We start from the raw sequence: 17,232 nt of genomic DNA on the forward strand, positions 1-17,232 counted from the left end.
AATTAAAGAGAAACCGCCATTTTTATTCTAAGTATTGCCTCCTAAGCGGAGCTCAAGGATATAACTAGGACGGATTATATTTATGAAAATTTCAGTAATAGGAACGGGTTATGTAGGCCTGGTAACAGGAACATGTCTAGCAGAAACAGGAAACGAGGTTATCTGTGTAGATATAGATGAAGAAAAGGTCGAGAAAATGCGCAATGGCGAAGTGCCAATCTATGAGCCGTATTTAGACGTACTTTTTGAAAGAAACATAAAAGCAAACCGTTTAAAATTCACAACTTCGTTAGAAGAAGGTTTAGCACATGGTGAAATTATTTTTCTTGCCCTCCCAACCCCAGAAGATGGTGATGGAGCTGCAGACTTGTCGTATGTGCTGGATGTTTCGGAACAGATCGGTAAAAAAATAAAAAACTATAAGGTAATCGTAGATAAAAGCACGGTGCCAGTAGGTACGGCCGAAAAAGTACATGCTGTAATTTCTAAAAACGCTACTACCGACTTTGACGTAGTTTCCAATCCCGAGTTTTTAAGGGAAGGCTTTGCTGTTGATGACTTTATGAAGCCCGAACGTATAATAATTGGGTCTAGTAGTGAAAAGGCAACCGAGCTCATGCAAAAACTATACAGTCCGTTTGTGCGCTCTGGAAACCCAATAATCATTATGGACGAAAAGTCTGCTGAACTTACCAAATACGCAGCAAATTCATTTTTGGCAACAAAGATTACCTTTATGAATGAAATTGCCAACTACTGCGAAAAAGTGGGAGCCGATGTAGATTTAGTCCGTGCCGGAATGGGTACAGATAGCCGTATTGGGAAACGCTTTCTCTTCCCCGGAATTGGGTATGGCGGGTCGTGCTTTCCAAAAGATGTAAAAGCGCTGCATAAAGCCGGAAAAGATGAAAACTACGACTTTAAAATTTTGAATTCGGTAATTGAAATTAATTCGGCTCAAAAAACAGTGCTATTTCCAAGAATTGAACGTTATTTTAATGACGATTTAAAAGGGAAAACAATTGCAGTCTGGGGCTTGGCCTTTAAACCTGAAACCGATGATATTCGCGAAGCACCATCCATAGATATGATGGAGGCTTTACTGGATAGAAATGCTAAACTCCAGGTTTTTGACCCTGAAGCAATGCCCAATATTGAAAAACGTTTTGGTGATAAATTGAATTATGCAGATTCTATGTATGAAGCTCTTGAAGGAGCGGAAGCGTTGTTAATCTGTACGGAATGGAGTATTTTCAGGACGCCAGATTATAAAAGACTTAAAAAGCTTTTAAAAAACCCTGTAATTTTCGACGGTAGGAATTTGTATAATATTCACGACATGCAAAAAGAAGGCTTCACATATATTTCTATAGGAAGACAAGCAGTAAATTTATGAAGAAGCGCGTACTGATAACAGGAGCGGCTGGATTTTTAGGTTCGCACCTTTGTGATAAATTTATTGCGGAAGATTTCCATGTTATAGCTATGGATAATCTTATTACCGGCGATCTTAAAAACATTCAACATCTTTTTAAGCATGAATCTTTTGAGTTCTATCATCACGATGTAACCAAATTTGTACATGTTCCCGGAAATGTGGACTATATTCTTCATTTCGCCTCTCCAGCGAGTCCGATAGACTATTTAAAAATACCAATTCAGACTTTAAAAGTAGGGTCTTTGGGAACACATAATCTTTTGGGATTGGCAAAGGAGAAAGATGCACGGATCTTGATAGCTTCCACTTCTGAAGTTTATGGTGATCCATTGGTGCATCCGCAGACAGAGGAGTATTTTGGAAATGTGAATACCATTGGGCCCCGTGGCGTTTATGATGAGGCAAAACGATTTCAGGAATCCATTACCATGGCCTATCACAGGTTTCACGGCTTGGAAACCCGTATAGCCCGTATTTTTAATACGTACGGCCCTAGAATGCGCTTAAATGATGGCCGCGTAATACCTGCTTTTATTGGCCAGGCGCTGCGTGGCGAAGACTTAACCGTTTTTGGTGACGGCTTGCAAACCCGTTCTTTTTGCTATGTTGACGATCAGGTTGAAGGCTTATACCGATTATTGATGAGCGATTATGTCTTACCCGTAAATATTGGTAATCCAGGGGAAATTACTATCCTTGATTTTGCTAACGAAATAATCAAATTGACGGGAACTGACCAAAAAATTGTTTTTAAGCCGTTGCCACAGGACGATCCCATGCAACGCGAACCAGATATCGCTAAAGCAAAGGAAGTGTTGAACTGGGAACCTAAAGTGTCTCGGGAAGACGGGATGAAAAAAACCTTTGAATATTTTAAAAACCTTTCAAAAGAAGAGCTTTTTAAAAGTGAGCATAAAGATTTTTCAAAGCATAATAGATAAAAGTAATGTTTAAAAGTGGAAGATATTCTGGATTTTTAAGGCCTATTTCGTACGGAATAGACCTTTTCCTTATTCACTTTTTTGCCTTTGAATTCTTTGAGCCGCCTTTTCCTTTTTTCAACTATGTTATCTTTTTAACCATTGCATGGTTTTTACTCTCTTTACGTTCCGGGTTTTATGAAATTTATCGATTTACCCATGTCGCAAAGATTATGTCGTTAATAGGGAAGCAAGGCGTTATTTTTGCATTAATCGTTTTTTCCTTTTTTGGTTTTTATAATGATTTGACCACTTCTGCATCAACAATATTCAAGTATCTACTTTTGGTTTTGCTTTGCATTACCGTGGTTAAATTAGGAATCTTTTTCCTTCTTAAAAAGTATCGACTCCATCTGGGCGGGAATGTTAGAAAGGTTGTTATTATTGGTCTTAATCAAAAAACCGACCAACTTCGGAAGTTTTTTACCACAAATCCCGTTTATGGATATCAGCTATACAAAACCTTCGACTTAAAAGGGCCCAATAAGGTGTCTATTGAGGAGTGCATGGATTATATTCTGGAGAAGGAAATAGATGAGGTATATTCATCTGTGGCCGAAATAGGAAATAAGGATTTAATAAAACTCATTGATTTTGTAGATAACAACCTCAAAGTTTTAAAATTCCTACCAGACAATAAGGAAATTTACAGTAAGAAACTGGATTTTTCGTATTATGGCGTACTTCCTATTCTTTCAATGCGAAAAATTCCGATAGATGAACCTTTCAATAAATTTATAAAGCGCGGTTTTGATATTGTACTTTCTCTATTTGTAATTATAGGAATTTTATCGTGGCTAACCCCCTTGTTAGGCATTATAATAAAGCTGGAATCCAAAGGCCCCGTATTTTTTAAACAAAAGCGAAACGGACTCGATTATCAGGAGTTCTATTGCTATAAATTCCGGTCTATGATACCCAACCCCATGGCAGATCTCCATCAAATTTCAAAAGGAGATGCGCGCGTAACTGGGGTAGGAAAAATAATCAGGAAAACCAGTATTGACGAACTGCCGCAGTTTATCAATGTGCTAAAGGGCGAAATGTCTGTAGTTGGCCCTAGGCCGCACATGGTAAGCCACACCCACATGTATGCCGAACGTATTGATAAGTTTATGGTACGGCATTTTATAAAACCCGGCATTACTGGCTTGGCACAAGTAAGTGGGTATCGTGGCGAGGTAGAAGACGACAACCATATTATCAACCGAGTGAAATTCGATATTTTTTACCTAGAAAACTGGAGTCTGTTCCTGGATATTAAAATTGTTTTCCAAACTATTTACAACGCCTTAAAAGGGGAGGAAAAAGCTTATTAAAATCATGGTGCGTCCCCTTGTCTCGGTTATAACTCCTATCTACAATGCTGAAAAATTTTTGGAAGCTGCAATTGGGAGCGTCCAGAACCAGACGTACTCTAATTGGGAACTGATTTTGATAGACGATGCTTCTACGGATGATTCTGCAAAAATTGCCAATGAATTTTATACTGAAGATTCCCGGATACACTACAAAAAACTTCCTAAAAATCAAGGGCCTGCCATTGCTAGAAATAGCGCTATTGAGCTGGCAAATGGAGAATACATAGCCTTTCTAGATTCTGACGATTTCTGGGCTCCAGACAAACTTGAAATCCAAGTTGAGTTTATGCAACGTAAAAATTGCGATGTTTCTTTTTCTAGCTATCTTTTGGTAGATGAATTGGGCAACTCATTGCGGAAAAGAGTGGTTGCTATTCCTATACTATCGTATAAAAAACAACTGCGTAATAATTATATCGGTAATCTTACTGGAATGTATAGATCTGGCACCATAGGGAAAGTTTTTGCGCCAGAGCTGAGAAAACGGCAGGATTGGGGGCTGTGGTTAACAGCAATCAAGAAAAGTGGAAAGCCGGCATTGGGTATTTCGGTAAATTTAGCATTCTATAGAAAACGCGAAAATGCGATAAGCAACAACAAATTTGGGCTGTTAAAATACAATTTTCTTTTTTATAAAAAGTATTTGGGCATTTCTTACCTAGGTGCAACCCTTGCTATGAGTAGGTTTTTGTGGGAGTATTTTATAGTGAGGCCCAAATTTATCCAGAGGCTACAATAAAGATCTTAATTCAGTTTTTAAACTTCAATTAATATTTCGTATTTCTATTAACTGCGGTTTTCCTGAAGGTGAAGCAGCAATATTTTTTACGTGCTTTAACTGAACCCGCATTGAATTATCTGCGAGTTTAAGAAGTTTTTCTTCTATTTCCCGCTGTTTAAGTAAAGGAATTGCAGCACTGTCTTTAGCGATGTATTCAACAAGTAACTTATCTTTTGAAACTTGAATAACCTTAAATTGTTTTATTTCTTGATAGTACTCCATAATGCCGGTAAAGCTGTGCAAAATTAGCACATTTCCGTTGGGCGCTTTGATAACATCAGTCTCACGGCCCGTTATCTCCTGTAGTAACGGATATTTATATTTGCAATATTTAGGATATTGGTCCTTGGGAAGTAGCACTCCCAAATCGCCTAATTTATAGCGAATAAGCGGCATCGCAAAATTGCTTAGACAAGTAACCAAGATATTCCCACGTATGCCATTTTTCAAGGGGTTTCCGTCGTTATCTACAATTTCTATATAAACATGTGGCGACATAATATAATAGTAGGGACTATCGATTTTACACGCCATTAAAGGTCCTTCGGCACAGCCATATGTTTCTACGATTAATGGATCCTGAAATGCTTGTGCAAAATTACTCCTATATCCATCAAATAATTTGTCGCCATAGGAAATTAGACTTTTAAATGGATATGAATTACCTTCGGAAATAGCGGTTTTGGCCATTTCATTTAATGCAGAGGGATAACCTGCAAGATGTTTTGGCTTTTTGTTTTGGGAATGGTTTAAAACAGCTAGCATGTTTTTTCTGTTTAGCGTGAAAGCTTCTAAATACTTTGTTTTAAAGAAAATGTCCTTTAGCTTTTTAGGAAAGCTTCGATGTGGTGAAATTCCGGTCTGTATCAGTCGTTCTCCAGGGTTATAGCCACCCCAAGACCACCAGTGCGTCTGTAAAGCCCGTAGGTAAAACTTATGCGCATGGGTCATGTAAGTAAATGACTGTACACCACTACTCCCACTGCTGTGATTTTTTTCGAGATTTTCTTTTTTGAATTCTTCTGAAATGAGAGCTTCAGATGCTTCACGTAAAATAGCTTTGGTTAAAATGGGGAAATCGTTTAAAGCTGCGTTGGCTGAAATATTGAGATTGCGATAGTACGGTACTTTGGCTGCAGCATAATTCAGGATTTTAGACAATCTTTTGTTTTGGTCTAGTTCAAGTTCTTCCGCAGTCATGGTGTCAAAGCTTTTCCATTGTCTTAGATGATTGGAGTAATTTCCATCAAAAAAGACAGAGCCTATTGGTAATAAAATCTTGTTTAAAAAATAGGAATACATCTTTTGTATGCTTTGATAAGGTTTTTACACTAAAAGTTAGTGGGTCAATTTACAAACAATTATTTTTGATGTCGGGGTTTCGATGCAATTTGAAAACCTTTTTGGTTTTTAAATCACGCAACCGCCTCTAATATTGCATTTTGATTAAAATTGATAGTTGTTTTTATAATTAACCATTTTCCTGCAAGATTTTAAAAACCTTGTAGGTGTTTAAAAAATATACCTATGAACATCTTAATTCTCGGTTCTGGAGGCCGCGAACATACATTTGCCTACCAGGTTGCACAAAGCAAACGCTGCAATAATCTTTTTGTAGCACCCGGAAATGCGGGCACGGCTGCTATTGCAACAAACATAGCCTTAAAAGTAACCGATTTTGAAGCCATAAAAAAATGCGTGCTTAATAATGCCATTGAAATGGTAATCGTTGGTCCTGAAGATCCACTGGTTCAAGGAATTGCCGATTATTTTGCTAAAACGCCAGCCTTGAAAAATGTTATGCTCATAGGGCCGTCAAAACGTGGCGCCTTGCTTGAAGGTAGCAAACAACGCGCTAAAGAGTTTATGATGCAGCACAAAATACCTACGGCGGCTTATGAAAGTTTTACCGCTGAATCTTTGGAAGCAGGTAAGACCTTTTTGGAAGGCCTAAACCCGCCGTACGTTTTAAAAGCTGATGGACTTGCCGCAGGAAAAGGAGTTTTAATTTTGAACAATTTAGATGAAGCCAAACAAGAACTTGAAAATATGTTGGCCCATAGTAAATTTGGCGAGGCGAGTGCCAAAGTGGTTATTGAGGAGTTTTTAGACGGAATAGAGCTGAGCGTCTTTGTACTTACCGATGGCAAAAATTATAAAATTCTTCCTACGGCAAAAGATTACAAGCGTATTGGCGAAGGTGATACCGGGCTAAATACTGGTGGTATGGGGGCAATTTCTCCAGTGCCATTTGCAGATGAGACTTTGATGAAAAAAATTGAAGACCGTATTGTAAAACCTACAGTAAACGGTCTTACTAAAGAGAACATAGACTATAAAGGTTTTATCTTTATCGGGTTGATAAAAGTAGATAACGAGCCCTACGTTATTGAATATAACGTACGTATGGGAGATCCTGAAACTGAAGTTGTGCTGCCGAGAATTAAAACCGATTTAGTCGATTTGCTGGAGGCTACCTTTAATCAAAAGTTAGACAACATCACTATTGACATTGATAAAAGAGCTGCAACAACGGTAATGCTTGTTTCGGGAGGATACCCTGAAGCCTATGAAAAAGGGAAGCAAATTTCAGGTTTAGATAAAATAGAAGACGCCATAGTTTTTCATGCAGGTACCAAGACCGAAAATGGTAATACACTTACCAATGGAGGACGCGTATTAGCAGTAACCGCATTGGATAAAGATTTTAGAACGGCGCTAAAAAAATCCTACCAAAACATAGAAAAACTAAGTTTTGACAGGATGAATTATAGAAGTGATATCGGGTTTGATCTTTAATAAAGAAAATCCCAGCCTGTTAAGGCTCCCTTTTCGGGTTGGGATAACTTAAAAATCAAATACTTTCATCGTACGTATAGGTGCTTTCCGTACTTTCGTTAAAGCTGTTTAACTTTAGCATCCAATACGTAAAGGCTGCGGCCCCAATTAATAAAAACACCCATGAGAATGCGTTTGCACCCCACCAGGTTTCTAATTCTAATTTGCGAAGTTCATCCAAGGGTAAAAAAAGAACATCTTCAAAAAGGGAAGCTATTCCTTCCCAAATACCTTTCCAAGTCATATCTTTAAACTTTAAGTAGCAAAAATATAAAATAACCCCTATGCTAACAAGCTTTTTTGGAAAATCTAAGCCGATAAACTATGTAATTCTCGCCGTATTCATCACTGCGGGATTTTTATTGGAGTTATTTTCTGAATTTAATGACCCAATGAGCCTGTCATTCTTTTTAGCAAATGGGCTTTATATTCTTGTAGCTGTGTTTAGCATGTTGCTCTTTGATTTTATAATTCGAAAAAATCACCTTACTAAGATTAACACCTACGCCATCTTGTTTTTTTCGTGTTTTATGGTCATGCTACCCGTAATCTTTCTGCATCAAGACATTCTTTTGGCAAACCTGTTTCTCATATTCGCCCTGCGACGAATTATGAGTTTGCGAAGTGATAGAAATTCAGAGCGGAAAATTCTTGATGCTAGTTTTTGGATTAGCCTGGCTGCTCTTTTTTACTTTTGGAGCCTATTATTTTTTGTACCATTATACATTGCAATTATCCAAAAGCCAAACTTAAATTATAAGCAAATGCTAATTCCCTTTACCGGATTTTTTACGGTTTTGGTTTTAAATACGGCCTACCAATTGCTGGTCAATGATTCGTTTATTTGGCTTTTTGAATGGAGAGATGCTATTGGCTTAGATTTTTCAAATTATAATTCAGCTTCAATTTTAATACCGGTAGCGGTAATTCTCGCTTTTTATATTTGGACAGGTATTTATAGAATGGCAACGCTTTCAAAAGTTTCGCTTAAGGAAAAGTCCAATCACATTCTGCTGTTTTATGTAAGTGTTACTTGTTTGCTTATTGCCGTAGCAGGTCCCGAAAAAACAGGTGCTGAAACACTATTTGTATTGGCTCCAGTATCTATAATGGCTGCCAATTATATTGAAAATTTCCAAACTAAAAGATATGGCGAAAGAGACACTGTAGAGCTTTGGTTTAAGGAAAGTATGCTCTGGCTGGTCGTAATTTTGCCTTTTGTGTTTGTGTTTTTATAGGCTTATTTCTGAAACAATTTCCGAGAAAATTTGAACGAGAACTTCTGAAGTATTGCGAAATAGAACGTTTCGGAGTATTTCGCTTAGTACCTTTGACAAAGTTTTTCCTTTTCAGTCGTTAGATTTACAATTTATCAAGCAAGTATAATTTTTTAAAGAAAGAGAGCATAACTTTGTCAAAGTTGATAAGTACGCTTTTAAAAGTTTCGCTTAAGGAAAAGTCCAATCACATTCTGTTATTTTATGTAAGTGTTACTTGTTTACTTCTTGCCGTAGCAGGTCCCGAAAAAACAGGTGCTGAAACACTTTTTATAAAGGCTACAGTCTCAGTTTTAAATAATTTTGCCACTCTTACATCATTCAGCTCAGGATAGAAAAATTCAGTATCTTTACAATTATGAAGACACTATCCTTAAACATACCTGATGGTTTTGATATAGAACCTAACGAACTCGCAATGTTTGTGGCTTCTCGTCTCTATGAAGAAGGTAAGCTTTCATTAGGTCAAGCTGCAGAAATGGCTGGCTTGACAAAACGTACTTTTACAGAACTTTTGGGACGCTATAATGTTTCAATCTTCAATTACCCAGCTTCAGATTTAGCAAAGGACGTTGCCAATGCCTAAAATTATAATTTCTGATACTAGCTGTTTTATTTTGCTTACAAACATCGAGAAGATGGATGTTTTACGAAAAGTTTATGGAAATAATAACAACTCCCGAAGTTGCGCTTGAATTTAGTGAAGTTTTGCCAGAATGGGTTATTATAAAGTCTGCTACAGATAAATATTGTCAGGCTATTTTAGAAGTTCAAATAGACAAGGGAGAATCCAGCGCAATAGCTCTAGCTTTGGAAATTGAAAACAGCACCATTATTTTTGGATGATTTAAAAGCTAGAAAAATGGCAGAACATTTGGGAATATCTTACACGGGAACTATTGGAGTAATTGTAAAAGCAAAACTAAATGGCTTAATTCCTTCAATAAAACCATTTTTAAAAAAATTAAAACAAACAGATTTCCGGATTTCTACGGAAATAGAGACTGAAGCACTTCGCCAAGCAAGAGAATTGCCTAAATAAACTACAAAGGCTCCATACGCAAACGCTCCAGTTTAATTATTGAAACTATTCTACAAGCTTTTTCCAGGAAAATGACAACCAACTTACAGCGATATTCGTTGGATTGCTTTATAAAAGTTAAACCGATTAAGTTTACTAATTTTCAAAGAAAAAAAGAACTTCTGAAGTATAACAAAGAAGTATAACAAAATAGAACGTTTCGGAGTATTTCGCTTAGTGCCTTTGACAGAGTTTTTCCTTTCTAGTCGTTAGATTTACAATTTATCAAGCAAGTATAATTTTTAGAGAAAGGGAGTGTAACTTTGTAAAAGTTGATTAAAGTTAATGCGTATACTAATTTGACTTAATACAATTTGTTATTGCACGTGAATCCAGAAAAACCTGCGGCACCTTAAAGCCTAATGAATATTTATATGATATTAAAATTGTAGTTCAAAGCTTTAGCTCGTACGTAAACAAGTTAGTTATAAGTTGAAAAAATAACAGCTTTCACTTCCCATTATCTGATTCTTGAATTTCATATGCCCATTATTATGATATAATCGCTAAGCTTCATTACATTTGTCTATGGAGCCAAAACTTCAATATCGGTAATAAAAAGATTTTGATAGATAAAGGATATGTTGAAAGTAAGTGGCTTGGGAACAGAAGATAACTTAGTTTAGAAATACACAATCAAACTATAGAAACATTAAAGGTTTCAGTAATAGAATTTAATAGTAGAAAAGAATTAAATGACAATAATACACCCATTGGGTAGCTTTATATACGAGCTTTTCCCTGACGCAGAAAAGAATCAAGAAAGTCTGGAAAAAGCTATTTCAGATTTCTATACAGTTGAAAACATTAAGCCTTCAATTGTATTCAGAAAAGACTTTATTGAGATAACTATTGACACAAATAGGATTGAAATTGAAGGGAAGAAGTTTGAAATGCTAACTTCCCTTTGTGAAAATTCTAAATTTGATGAAGCTAAGATTCTAGCCGAAGATCTAATTGATTCTAATCCCAATATTTCAGAATATCACAGAATTTTAGGGCAAATATTATCTGAATTGGGCAATCAAGATGAAGCGATTAACTCTTTAATTTATGCGCTTAGATGGAATCCAAAGAATGAGTGGGCTTTATTAATGATGGGTAACATTTTTGCTAAGTACAAGAATGACATTGAAACAGCTTTAAAATATTACGACCAAGTACTAGTTGTAAAACCCAATGATTGCATAACTCTTAATAACATAGGTGCAAATCTTATGCAGCTTGATAGAAAAGAGGAAGCATTAAAGTATTTCAATAAAGCACTAGAGTCTGACCCAAAATATCCTAATACTTATCATGCTTTAGGGCTCGTGGCCCATAATGATACTAATTATCAAAAGGCATTTGATTATTCTCTTCAAGCTCTAACACACACACACACACGCGGAACTTAATGCGAAATCTTTAAGGCTAGCACTTGATTCAGCAAACAAATTAAGACCTAAAATAGATGCTAAAAAAGTAATTGATGACTTCATTTCAAAGCTTGCCTATTTAACCGATAAGAAAATTCGAATTGAAGAAGATGAATCTATTTCAACCGCAGCTAAAATTGAATTTGCAGAAAATTATGAGAGAGATTATCACTTTGTAAAATACAAATCAAATCACATTGGTGTCGAGCACTTAATACTTCACGAATTAACACACCTCGAATTAGCTGAAGAAGCAAGAAAAAAGGACTTAAATGAATTATTTATTAGCAATCAAGCTAATAAATCAAAGTTTTTTTACGCTTTAGAAAAAGAAGCTTCAAAACTCCGTAAAAACGGTGTTTCAAAACATGATATCTCCAATTATTTTTCTGCACTATTTGATGGAATAAACAGTCAGATTTACAATACGCCAATTGATTTATTTATTGAAGACAGAATCTTCAACCAATGGGAATCGATTAGACCTATCCAGTTTTTATCATTATTTACACTATTACAGCAAGGAATTGAAGCAACTACAAAAAAAGAAATTGTAGATAATACTCCGAAAAATATTCTTTCAATATCAAAAATTCTTAATCTTATAAATGCTTTGCATTTTAAAGATTTATTCTGCGTCGATTTAATAAAACAATTCAAGCCAACAAAATTAGAGTTAAATCAAGCAGAACAGTTCTATGCTGAGTTTAAGGAATATCGAGACGACAAAGAACCAGGCGAGGAGTATGAAATAATAAATCATTGGGCAGAAGATTTAAAACTTGATAGTTACTTTGAGCTGGTTCCCGAATCAAAACATCGTCAAAAAACTATAGAATCGGTTCTTAAAGATATTGAGGATGATCCATTAGGGGTTAATCTGACTGATTCGTCTGCCGATAGAAAAATGAAGAAATTTCTTAAAGAACATTCTTCGGGAGAAATAAATATGGCTGTTGCGATGTATATGGCAGATGCCTTAAAATATTTTTCGAAACTGTCTCAGGAAGAAACTAAGAAAATTGCTTTTGAAATTGCTACAATTGGCACTCAAGGTATTGATCCTAGTAAGGGAAACTATTCAATTCCATCAATAAAGGACAGTAATTTTTCTGGTTATAAAACGCTCGCTTATTACTATGTGAGTTGGGCTAAAGGAATACCTGAAATGGTTGATCAACTGCAACTTCCTTTCGACAAGGAATATGATTTGGCAAATGAATTTTTAAAGAATTGATAATGAGCGATATAGATAAAATCATAGCAGAGTTAATAAAATTTAGAGATGAACGCGATTGGGAACAATTTCATAATCCGAAAGATTTAGCACTTGCTCTTAATATTGAAGCTGGAGAATTGCTTGAAGAATTTTTATGGAAGAATGCTGAAGAAGCTAATAAAGAAAATATTAAAGAGGAATTGGCTGATGTGTTCAGCTATTCATTTTTATTAGCAGAAAAATATGGCTTTGATGTGAAACAGATTGTTTTAGATAAAATAAATAAGAATGGTGAGAAATATCCTGTAGGAAAGGCGAAGGGAACGGCAAAAAAGTATAATGAATTATGAATTCATCTTTCGAGTTATCAGTAGAGGTTTCTGAACGCTATGATTTTAATAAAGAATCATTAGATAGGATTAATAAAAACACTTGGGTGAAAAACCAATGGCCTTTGGTCTACTTTATTCAAAACGACTCTAAAAAGGTAGCTTATGTAGGAGAGTCAACCAATTTTTCAAGTCGAATTAAAAACCACCTAGCAAATCCAGAGAAAACAAATGCTTTTAACCAAGTTTCAATAATTGGTTCAGATAAATTCAATAAATCAGCTGCTCTAGATATTGAATCAAAATTAATACAATACATTTCCTCAGAAGGCACTTATGAATTACATAATGGTAATTATGGATTAATTAATCACAACTACTATCAACAAGATTTATATAGCAATCTTTTTACGAGCATATGGGATAAGTTAATTGAGAAGGAAATTGTGAGCAAGTCGCTCCAAGAAATTGAAAATTCAGAACTTTTTAAATATTCTCCGTATAAATCACTTAATGAGGATCAATACAATTCCGTAATTGAAATTATGGAGGCCCTCACGAATAAAGATTCTAGTCAAATTTTCATTAAAGGAAGCGCTGGAACAGGAAAAACCATTCTTGCCACTTATTTAATTAAGTTACTTCTTTCTGATGTTTCAGATTCAAACATGGACGACTTTAGTGAAACCGAGATAATTGAAATAGAATTAATTCGGGCATTTAAAAAGAAACATCCTGATGCAAAAATTGGATTTGTGATTGCGATGACTTCTTTAAGAAAAACCATTCAAAATGTATTTCGAAAAACACCAGACTTAAAATCATCAATGATAATAAGTCCTTCAGAAACTTTCAAGCAGCAGTATGATTTACTAATTGTAGATGAGGCTCATCGTTTAAGACAATATAAAAACATTGGTTGGATGGGTGTCTTTAAGAAAAACAATGAAAAATTAGGTTTAGATAATACAGGGACAGAATTAGACTGGATAATAGCCAACAGCAAGAATCAAATATTTTTCTACGATTCGGCACAATCAGTAAAACCATCAGACATCCCTAAATCTAATTTTGATAAATTATTGAGTAAAAGTAATGCTATTGAAATAGAGCTGAAATCGCAAATGCGGTCTAAAGGTGGCAACGACTACATCACATTTGTAGACACCCTTCTAAATGTAAAAAGAGAGAACAAAAGCTTCTATTCACCTGAGAATTATGACTTAGTTGTTTTTGATTCAATGAAAGAAATGTACGAGCAATTATCTAAAAAAGAGGAGAAGTATGGTTTATGCAGGTTAGTTGCGGGATATTCATGGCCTTGGCTTTCTCAAAAGGATGATAATGCAATTGACATTAAAATTGATGGTCTTGATTTACAATGGAATAAAACAGATAAAGATTGGATAAATTCAGAGAATTCATTTAAGGAAGTGGGATGCATTCATACAACTCAGGGGTACGATTTAAATTATACTGGAGTCATTTTCGGCGAGGAAATATCATTTAACAAGGAGACTAATCAAATTGAAATAGATAAAACAAAGTACTTTGATAAGAATGGAAAGAGGGGTATAGATGATATTGAAGATCTGAAAGCGTACATTATTAATATCTATAAAACGATATTGTATCGAGGAATAAGGGGTGCTTATGTTTATGCATGTGATGAAAACTTACGAGAATATTTCAAAGACCATATTTCCTCCTACAAATCCGAGAGTAAGTTACGAACCCTTCCTTTTCAAGAGGTTAAACCTTACGTGAATTCAGTGCCAATATATGATATCTATGCTGCTGCCGGAGAATTTAGCGATTTGCAAATTTCAACTGAAGATTTTGAATGGGTTGAATTGCCTATGAATGTGACAGTTAAGAGAGATTACTTTGTTTGCCAAGTTCGTGGAGAATCAATGAATAAGAAAATACCAGATGGATCATGGTGTTTGTTCAAAAGAGATCCTGGTGGTTCTAGAGATGGAAAGGTTGTGCTTGTAGAACATTATGATATTCAAGACTCTGATTTTGGATCGGGCTACACAATAAAATCTTATCACAGTAAAAAAATTAGAATTGGGGATAGCTGGCGCCACGAAGCTATAACGTTAAAACCACTTTCTGATGATTCATCTTATGAAGATATTATTTTGGATGAAAGTGAGTTAAGTGAATTAAAAGTTATCGGAGAATTCATTACAATATTAGAATGACAAATCAAGAAGATCTGATACCCTAGAAAGAAGCATAACAACTATTTGAGGATGATAATGTGGTGTTATTCTATATTGAGATTTAGTTGTTATATAGTATAACAATAAATAAATCTTTGTAATTAACTTTCGCAACTACACCACCTTTGACAAAGTTTTTCCTTTTAGAGAAAGGGAGTGTAACTTTGTCAAAGTTGAACACTTCTAATACTAATACTACCCAAAGAACCGTTAAAAAAGCTTCTCCTTTTTAGTTATTCAAGCTCCAAGCAGTAAAAAAACTTTCCAGTCTAAATAATTTAGGAGTGTAACTTTGTAAAACATGAATATTTCTGGCTTACAGAAGACGATAGCAAGTCTTTTTTATGCCTCAAAAGATTAAGAAATTTCAGTATCTTTGAGTTATGGAAATACAAAATAATTAAAAAATTATAAGTTCTAATACTGAGCTTGTATAAGTGTATTGCCGAAGGAAAAAACCTAATCATAGGTATTAATAACTAAAATTTAAAAGGTTGAAAAAACCTTTCAAAAAATTAAAAATATATGTTTTCAGATAAAGCCAATACAATCTTCGCTGAGGTTATCAATAAATATCACGAGATAAATACCGTAGATCAAGACTTCAGTAATCCGTATGATAAAAAGTCGCATTTAATTGAACACTTGCTTTATCGCAAATGCTGGATTGATACGGTACAATGGCATTATGAAGACATTATTCGCGATCCAAACATTGACCCGGTAGGTGCGCTTAAACTGAAACGTAAAATTGACGCTTCCAATCAAGATCGTACCGATATGGTGGAATATATAGACAGTTATTTTCTCGAAAAATTTAAGGATGTAAAAGTAAACGACGATGCTACAATCAATACAGAGAGTCCAGCGTGGGGTATTGATAGGCTTTCTATTTTGGCCTTAAAAATATACCACATGAATGAGGAAGCTGAGCGTATCGATGCTTCACAGGAACACCAAATGGCATGTAAGGCAAAATTGGATGTATTGTTGGAGCAACGGGTAGATTTAAGTACGGCAATTAATCAGTTGTTAGATGATATTGCCCATGGCCGAAAGTATATGAAGGTATATAAACAGATGAAAATGTATAATGACGATGAATTAAACCCTGTATTGCGCGGGAAAAAATAACATTTTTAACTACTGCATCTAGGCGGAGTGCAATTGAAAATTTTTAAAAAACCTATGCCAAAAATCGATCACATATTGGTAATTCGTCTCTCTGCAATGGGCGATGTGGCTATGACGGTGCCAGTGCTTCGTGTTTTTGCGCAAACGTATCCCGATGTAAAAATCACCCTGCTCTCACGACCTCAGTTTAAACCTTTTTTTGAAGGAATTCCAAACCTCGACTTTTTGGAAGCTCATGTATATGGCGAACACAAACGCTTGGGGCTCATAAAATTAGCTAAAAAGGCGAAATCGCTAGGTGTGGTTGGAGTGGCTGATCTTCATAATGTTATTCGCTCTAAGGTAATTACACGGTATTTACTGTTTAAATGGATTAAAATAGCTACAATAGATAAAGGCAGAGGAGAGCGAAAAGCGCTAGTCAATGCTAAAGGTGGTGCTATTGAGCCTATTAAAAGCACCCATCAACGCTACGCCGATGTTTTTGAAAAACTTGGTTACCCGCTAGATTTACAAAAATTTACGCCCCCAGAGCGAAAAACACTTAAACCAAAACTCAACAGCCTTATTGGTGTAGAGCCTAAAAAATTAATTGGAATTGCTCCCTTTGCTGCACACGGTAGTAAGATGTATCCCTTAAACTTAATGAAGGAAGTAATCCGTGCGCTTGATGGAATGGACAAATATAGAATCTTCCTCTTTGGCGGAGGAAAGAAAGAAGTTCAACAGCTTAATAAGCTTGAAAATCCATTTGCAAACGTTACCAATCTCGCGGGAAAACTAGAGATGGAAGAAGAACTCGCCTTAATTTCCAATTTAGATGTTATGGTTTCTATGGACAGCGGCAATGGCCATATGGCGGCTATGTTGGGCGTTCCAGTAATCACACTTTGGGGAGTTACGCATCCGTATGCTGGCTTTGTTCCTTTTAATCAGCCCGAAAGCAATCAATTACTCGCAGATCGCGAACAATATCCGTTAATACCCACTTCTATTTATGGCAATAAGTTCCCGAAAGGCTATGACGAGGCAATGAAAACAATTGCACCAGAAACGGTGGTTGCTAAGATAAAAGAGGTTTTGCAGTAAGCACGCCATTAACTATCAAAAAAACCCTAAAGGTTAAAACTTGTCCACTGGAGAAG

Annotated in this window: 18 protein-coding genes; 16 read left to right on the forward strand and 2 right to left on the reverse strand. The window is 35.6% G+C overall.

All coding sequences use genetic code 11. The features are described from left to right. Positions 1-82 precede the first annotated feature (82 nt). From QPK98_RS11245 to QPK98_RS11260, 4 genes are read left to right on the forward strand one after another with little or no spacing between them, the layout of a single operon-like run. Entirely contained in the window at positions 83-1,396 is a 1,314-nt protein-coding gene (locus tag QPK98_RS11245; protein ID WP_310993456.1) for a UDP-glucose dehydrogenase family protein, read from the forward strand. After that, positions 1,393-2,379, forward strand: a complete 987-nt coding sequence (locus QPK98_RS11250; RefSeq protein WP_310993457.1) for a UDP-glucuronic acid decarboxylase family protein — start codon at positions 1,393-1,395, stop codon at positions 2,377-2,379. The genes QPK98_RS11245 and QPK98_RS11250 overlap by 4 nt, the downstream gene beginning before the upstream one ends. Before the next feature lie 5 nt (positions 2,380-2,384). Continuing rightward, positions 2,385-3,737 carry an exopolysaccharide biosynthesis polyprenyl glycosylphosphotransferase gene (locus QPK98_RS11255; RefSeq protein ID WP_310993459.1) on the forward strand — a complete coding sequence of 451 codons (1,353 nt, stop codon included), beginning with the start codon at positions 2,385-2,387 and terminating at the stop codon, positions 3,735-3,737. Between the two features lie 4 nt (positions 3,738-3,741). Further along, the gene (locus QPK98_RS11260) at positions 3,742-4,518 is read left to right on the forward strand and encodes a glycosyltransferase family 2 protein (RefSeq protein ID WP_310993460.1); all 777 of its coding nucleotides are present in this window, start codon (positions 3,742-3,744) and stop codon (positions 4,516-4,518) included. Between the two features lie 24 nt (positions 4,519-4,542). Here the strand turns inward: QPK98_RS11260 and QPK98_RS11265 are convergent, their stop codons facing one another. Further along, positions 4,543-5,862, reverse strand: coding sequence for a phenylacetate--CoA ligase family protein (locus tag QPK98_RS11265; RefSeq protein WP_310993461.1), 1,320 nt, complete (start codon positions 5,860-5,862; stop codon positions 4,543-4,545). Positions 5,863-6,087: 225 nt separating this feature from the next. Between QPK98_RS11265 and purD the strand changes: the two genes are divergently transcribed. Next, complete coding sequence (gene purD / locus QPK98_RS11270; RefSeq protein WP_310993462.1) at positions 6,088-7,359, forward strand: phosphoribosylamine--glycine ligase; 1,272 nt, start codon at positions 6,088-6,090, stop codon at positions 7,357-7,359. A gap of 55 nt (positions 7,360-7,414) precedes the next feature. Here the strand turns inward: purD and QPK98_RS11275 are convergent, their stop codons facing one another. Beyond that, a complete protein-coding gene (locus QPK98_RS11275) occupies positions 7,415-7,642 on the reverse strand; it encodes a DUF6341 family protein (RefSeq protein WP_310993463.1) in 228 nt (75 codons plus the stop codon). Between the two features lie 40 nt (positions 7,643-7,682). Between QPK98_RS11275 and QPK98_RS11280 the strand changes: the two genes are divergently transcribed. The 11 genes from QPK98_RS11280 (at position 7,683) to QPK98_RS11330 (ending at position 17,176) form a co-directional block, all read left to right on the forward strand. Then, positions 7,683-8,636, forward strand: coding sequence for a DUF6427 family protein (locus QPK98_RS11280; protein WP_310993465.1), 954 nt, complete (start codon positions 7,683-7,685; stop codon positions 8,634-8,636). A gap of 173 nt (positions 8,637-8,809) precedes the next feature. After that, positions 8,810-9,010 (forward strand): hypothetical protein, encoded by a 201-nt coding sequence (locus QPK98_RS11285; protein ID WP_310993467.1) that lies wholly within the window; start codon positions 8,810-8,812, stop codon positions 9,008-9,010. A 23-nt stretch (positions 9,011-9,033) separates the two neighbouring features. Continuing rightward, positions 9,034-9,261 (forward strand): UPF0175 family protein, encoded by a 228-nt coding sequence (locus QPK98_RS11290; protein ID WP_310993468.1) that lies wholly within the window; start codon positions 9,034-9,036, stop codon positions 9,259-9,261. A gap of 74 nt (positions 9,262-9,335) precedes the next feature. Then, complete coding sequence (locus QPK98_RS11295) at positions 9,336-9,521, forward strand: hypothetical protein (protein WP_310993470.1); 186 nt, start codon at positions 9,336-9,338, stop codon at positions 9,519-9,521. Between the two features lie 16 nt (positions 9,522-9,537). Further along, entirely contained in the window at positions 9,538-9,717 is a 180-nt protein-coding gene (locus QPK98_RS11300) for a DUF3368 domain-containing protein (RefSeq protein WP_310993471.1), read from the forward strand. Positions 9,718-10,451: 734 nt separating this feature from the next. After that, positions 10,452-11,153: a tetratricopeptide repeat protein gene (locus QPK98_RS11305; RefSeq protein WP_310993473.1), complete on the forward strand. Its 702-nt coding sequence runs from the start codon at positions 10,452-10,454 to the stop codon at positions 11,151-11,153. A 634-nt stretch (positions 11,154-11,787) separates the two neighbouring features. Continuing rightward, positions 11,788-12,411, forward strand: coding sequence for a hypothetical protein (locus tag QPK98_RS11310; protein WP_310993475.1), 624 nt, complete (start codon positions 11,788-11,790; stop codon positions 12,409-12,411). A 2-nt stretch (positions 12,412-12,413) separates the two neighbouring features. Beyond that, a complete protein-coding gene (locus tag QPK98_RS11315) occupies positions 12,414-12,743 on the forward strand; it encodes a nucleotide pyrophosphohydrolase (RefSeq protein WP_310993476.1) in 330 nt (109 codons plus the stop codon). Further along, positions 12,740-14,932, forward strand: a complete 2,193-nt coding sequence (locus QPK98_RS11320) for a DNA/RNA helicase domain-containing protein (RefSeq protein WP_310993477.1) — start codon at positions 12,740-12,742, stop codon at positions 14,930-14,932. Before QPK98_RS11315 ends, QPK98_RS11320 begins: the two co-directional genes overlap by 4 nt. Positions 14,933-15,478: 546 nt before the next feature. After that, on the forward strand, positions 15,479-16,087 hold the full coding sequence (locus tag QPK98_RS11325) for a DUF4254 domain-containing protein (protein WP_310993478.1): 609 nt from the start codon (positions 15,479-15,481) through the stop codon (positions 16,085-16,087). A gap of 54 nt (positions 16,088-16,141) precedes the next feature. Beyond that, entirely contained in the window at positions 16,142-17,176 is a 1,035-nt protein-coding gene (locus tag QPK98_RS11330; RefSeq protein ID WP_310993479.1) for a glycosyltransferase family 9 protein, read from the forward strand. Positions 17,177-17,232: the final 56 nt, after the last annotated feature.

The sequence above is a fragment of the Aequorivita marina genome (genome assembly GCF_031631895.2).
Taxonomy (GTDB): domain Bacteria; phylum Bacteroidota; class Bacteroidia; order Flavobacteriales; family Flavobacteriaceae; genus Aequorivita; species Aequorivita marina.

Bases quoted from the DNA above. Each gene is read 5' to 3' on its own strand.
- QPK98_RS11295 (WP_310993470.1), top strand. From the start codon at position 9,336: ATGGAAATAATAACAACTCCCGAAGTTGCGCTTGAATTTAGTGAAGTT.
- QPK98_RS11245 (WP_310993456.1), top strand. From the start codon at position 83: ATGAAAATTTCAGTAATAGGAACGGGTTATGTAGGCCTGGTAACAGGA.
- QPK98_RS11265 (WP_310993461.1), bottom strand. From the start codon at position 5,862: ATGTATTCCTATTTTTTAAACAAGATTTTATTACCAATAGGCTCTGTC.
- QPK98_RS11305 (WP_310993473.1), top strand. From the start codon at position 10,452: ATGACAATAATACACCCATTGGGTAGCTTTATATACGAGCTTTTCCCT.
- QPK98_RS11325 (WP_310993478.1), top strand. From the start codon at position 15,479: ATGTTTTCAGATAAAGCCAATACAATCTTCGCTGAGGTTATCAATAAA.
- QPK98_RS11315 (WP_310993476.1), top strand. From the start codon at position 12,414: ATGAGCGATATAGATAAAATCATAGCAGAGTTAATAAAATTTAGAGAT.
- QPK98_RS11255 (WP_310993459.1), top strand. From the start codon at position 2,385: ATGTTTAAAAGTGGAAGATATTCTGGATTTTTAAGGCCTATTTCGTAC.
- QPK98_RS11280 (WP_310993465.1), top strand. From the start codon at position 7,683: ATGCTAACAAGCTTTTTTGGAAAATCTAAGCCGATAAACTATGTAATT.
- QPK98_RS11275 (WP_310993463.1), bottom strand. From the start codon at position 7,642: ATGACTTGGAAAGGTATTTGGGAAGGAATAGCTTCCCTTTTTGAAGAT.
- QPK98_RS11320 (WP_310993477.1), top strand. From the start codon at position 12,740: ATGAATTCATCTTTCGAGTTATCAGTAGAGGTTTCTGAACGCTATGAT.
- QPK98_RS11260 (WP_310993460.1), top strand. From the start codon at position 3,742: ATGGTGCGTCCCCTTGTCTCGGTTATAACTCCTATCTACAATGCTGAA.
- QPK98_RS11290 (WP_310993468.1), top strand. From the start codon at position 9,034: ATGAAGACACTATCCTTAAACATACCTGATGGTTTTGATATAGAACCT.
- QPK98_RS11330 (WP_310993479.1), top strand. From the start codon at position 16,142: ATGCCAAAAATCGATCACATATTGGTAATTCGTCTCTCTGCAATGGGC.
- purD (WP_310993462.1), top strand. From the start codon at position 6,088: ATGAACATCTTAATTCTCGGTTCTGGAGGCCGCGAACATACATTTGCC.
- QPK98_RS11300 (WP_310993471.1), top strand. From the start codon at position 9,538: ATGGCAGAACATTTGGGAATATCTTACACGGGAACTATTGGAGTAATT.
- QPK98_RS11250 (WP_310993457.1), top strand. From the start codon at position 1,393: ATGAAGAAGCGCGTACTGATAACAGGAGCGGCTGGATTTTTAGGTTCG.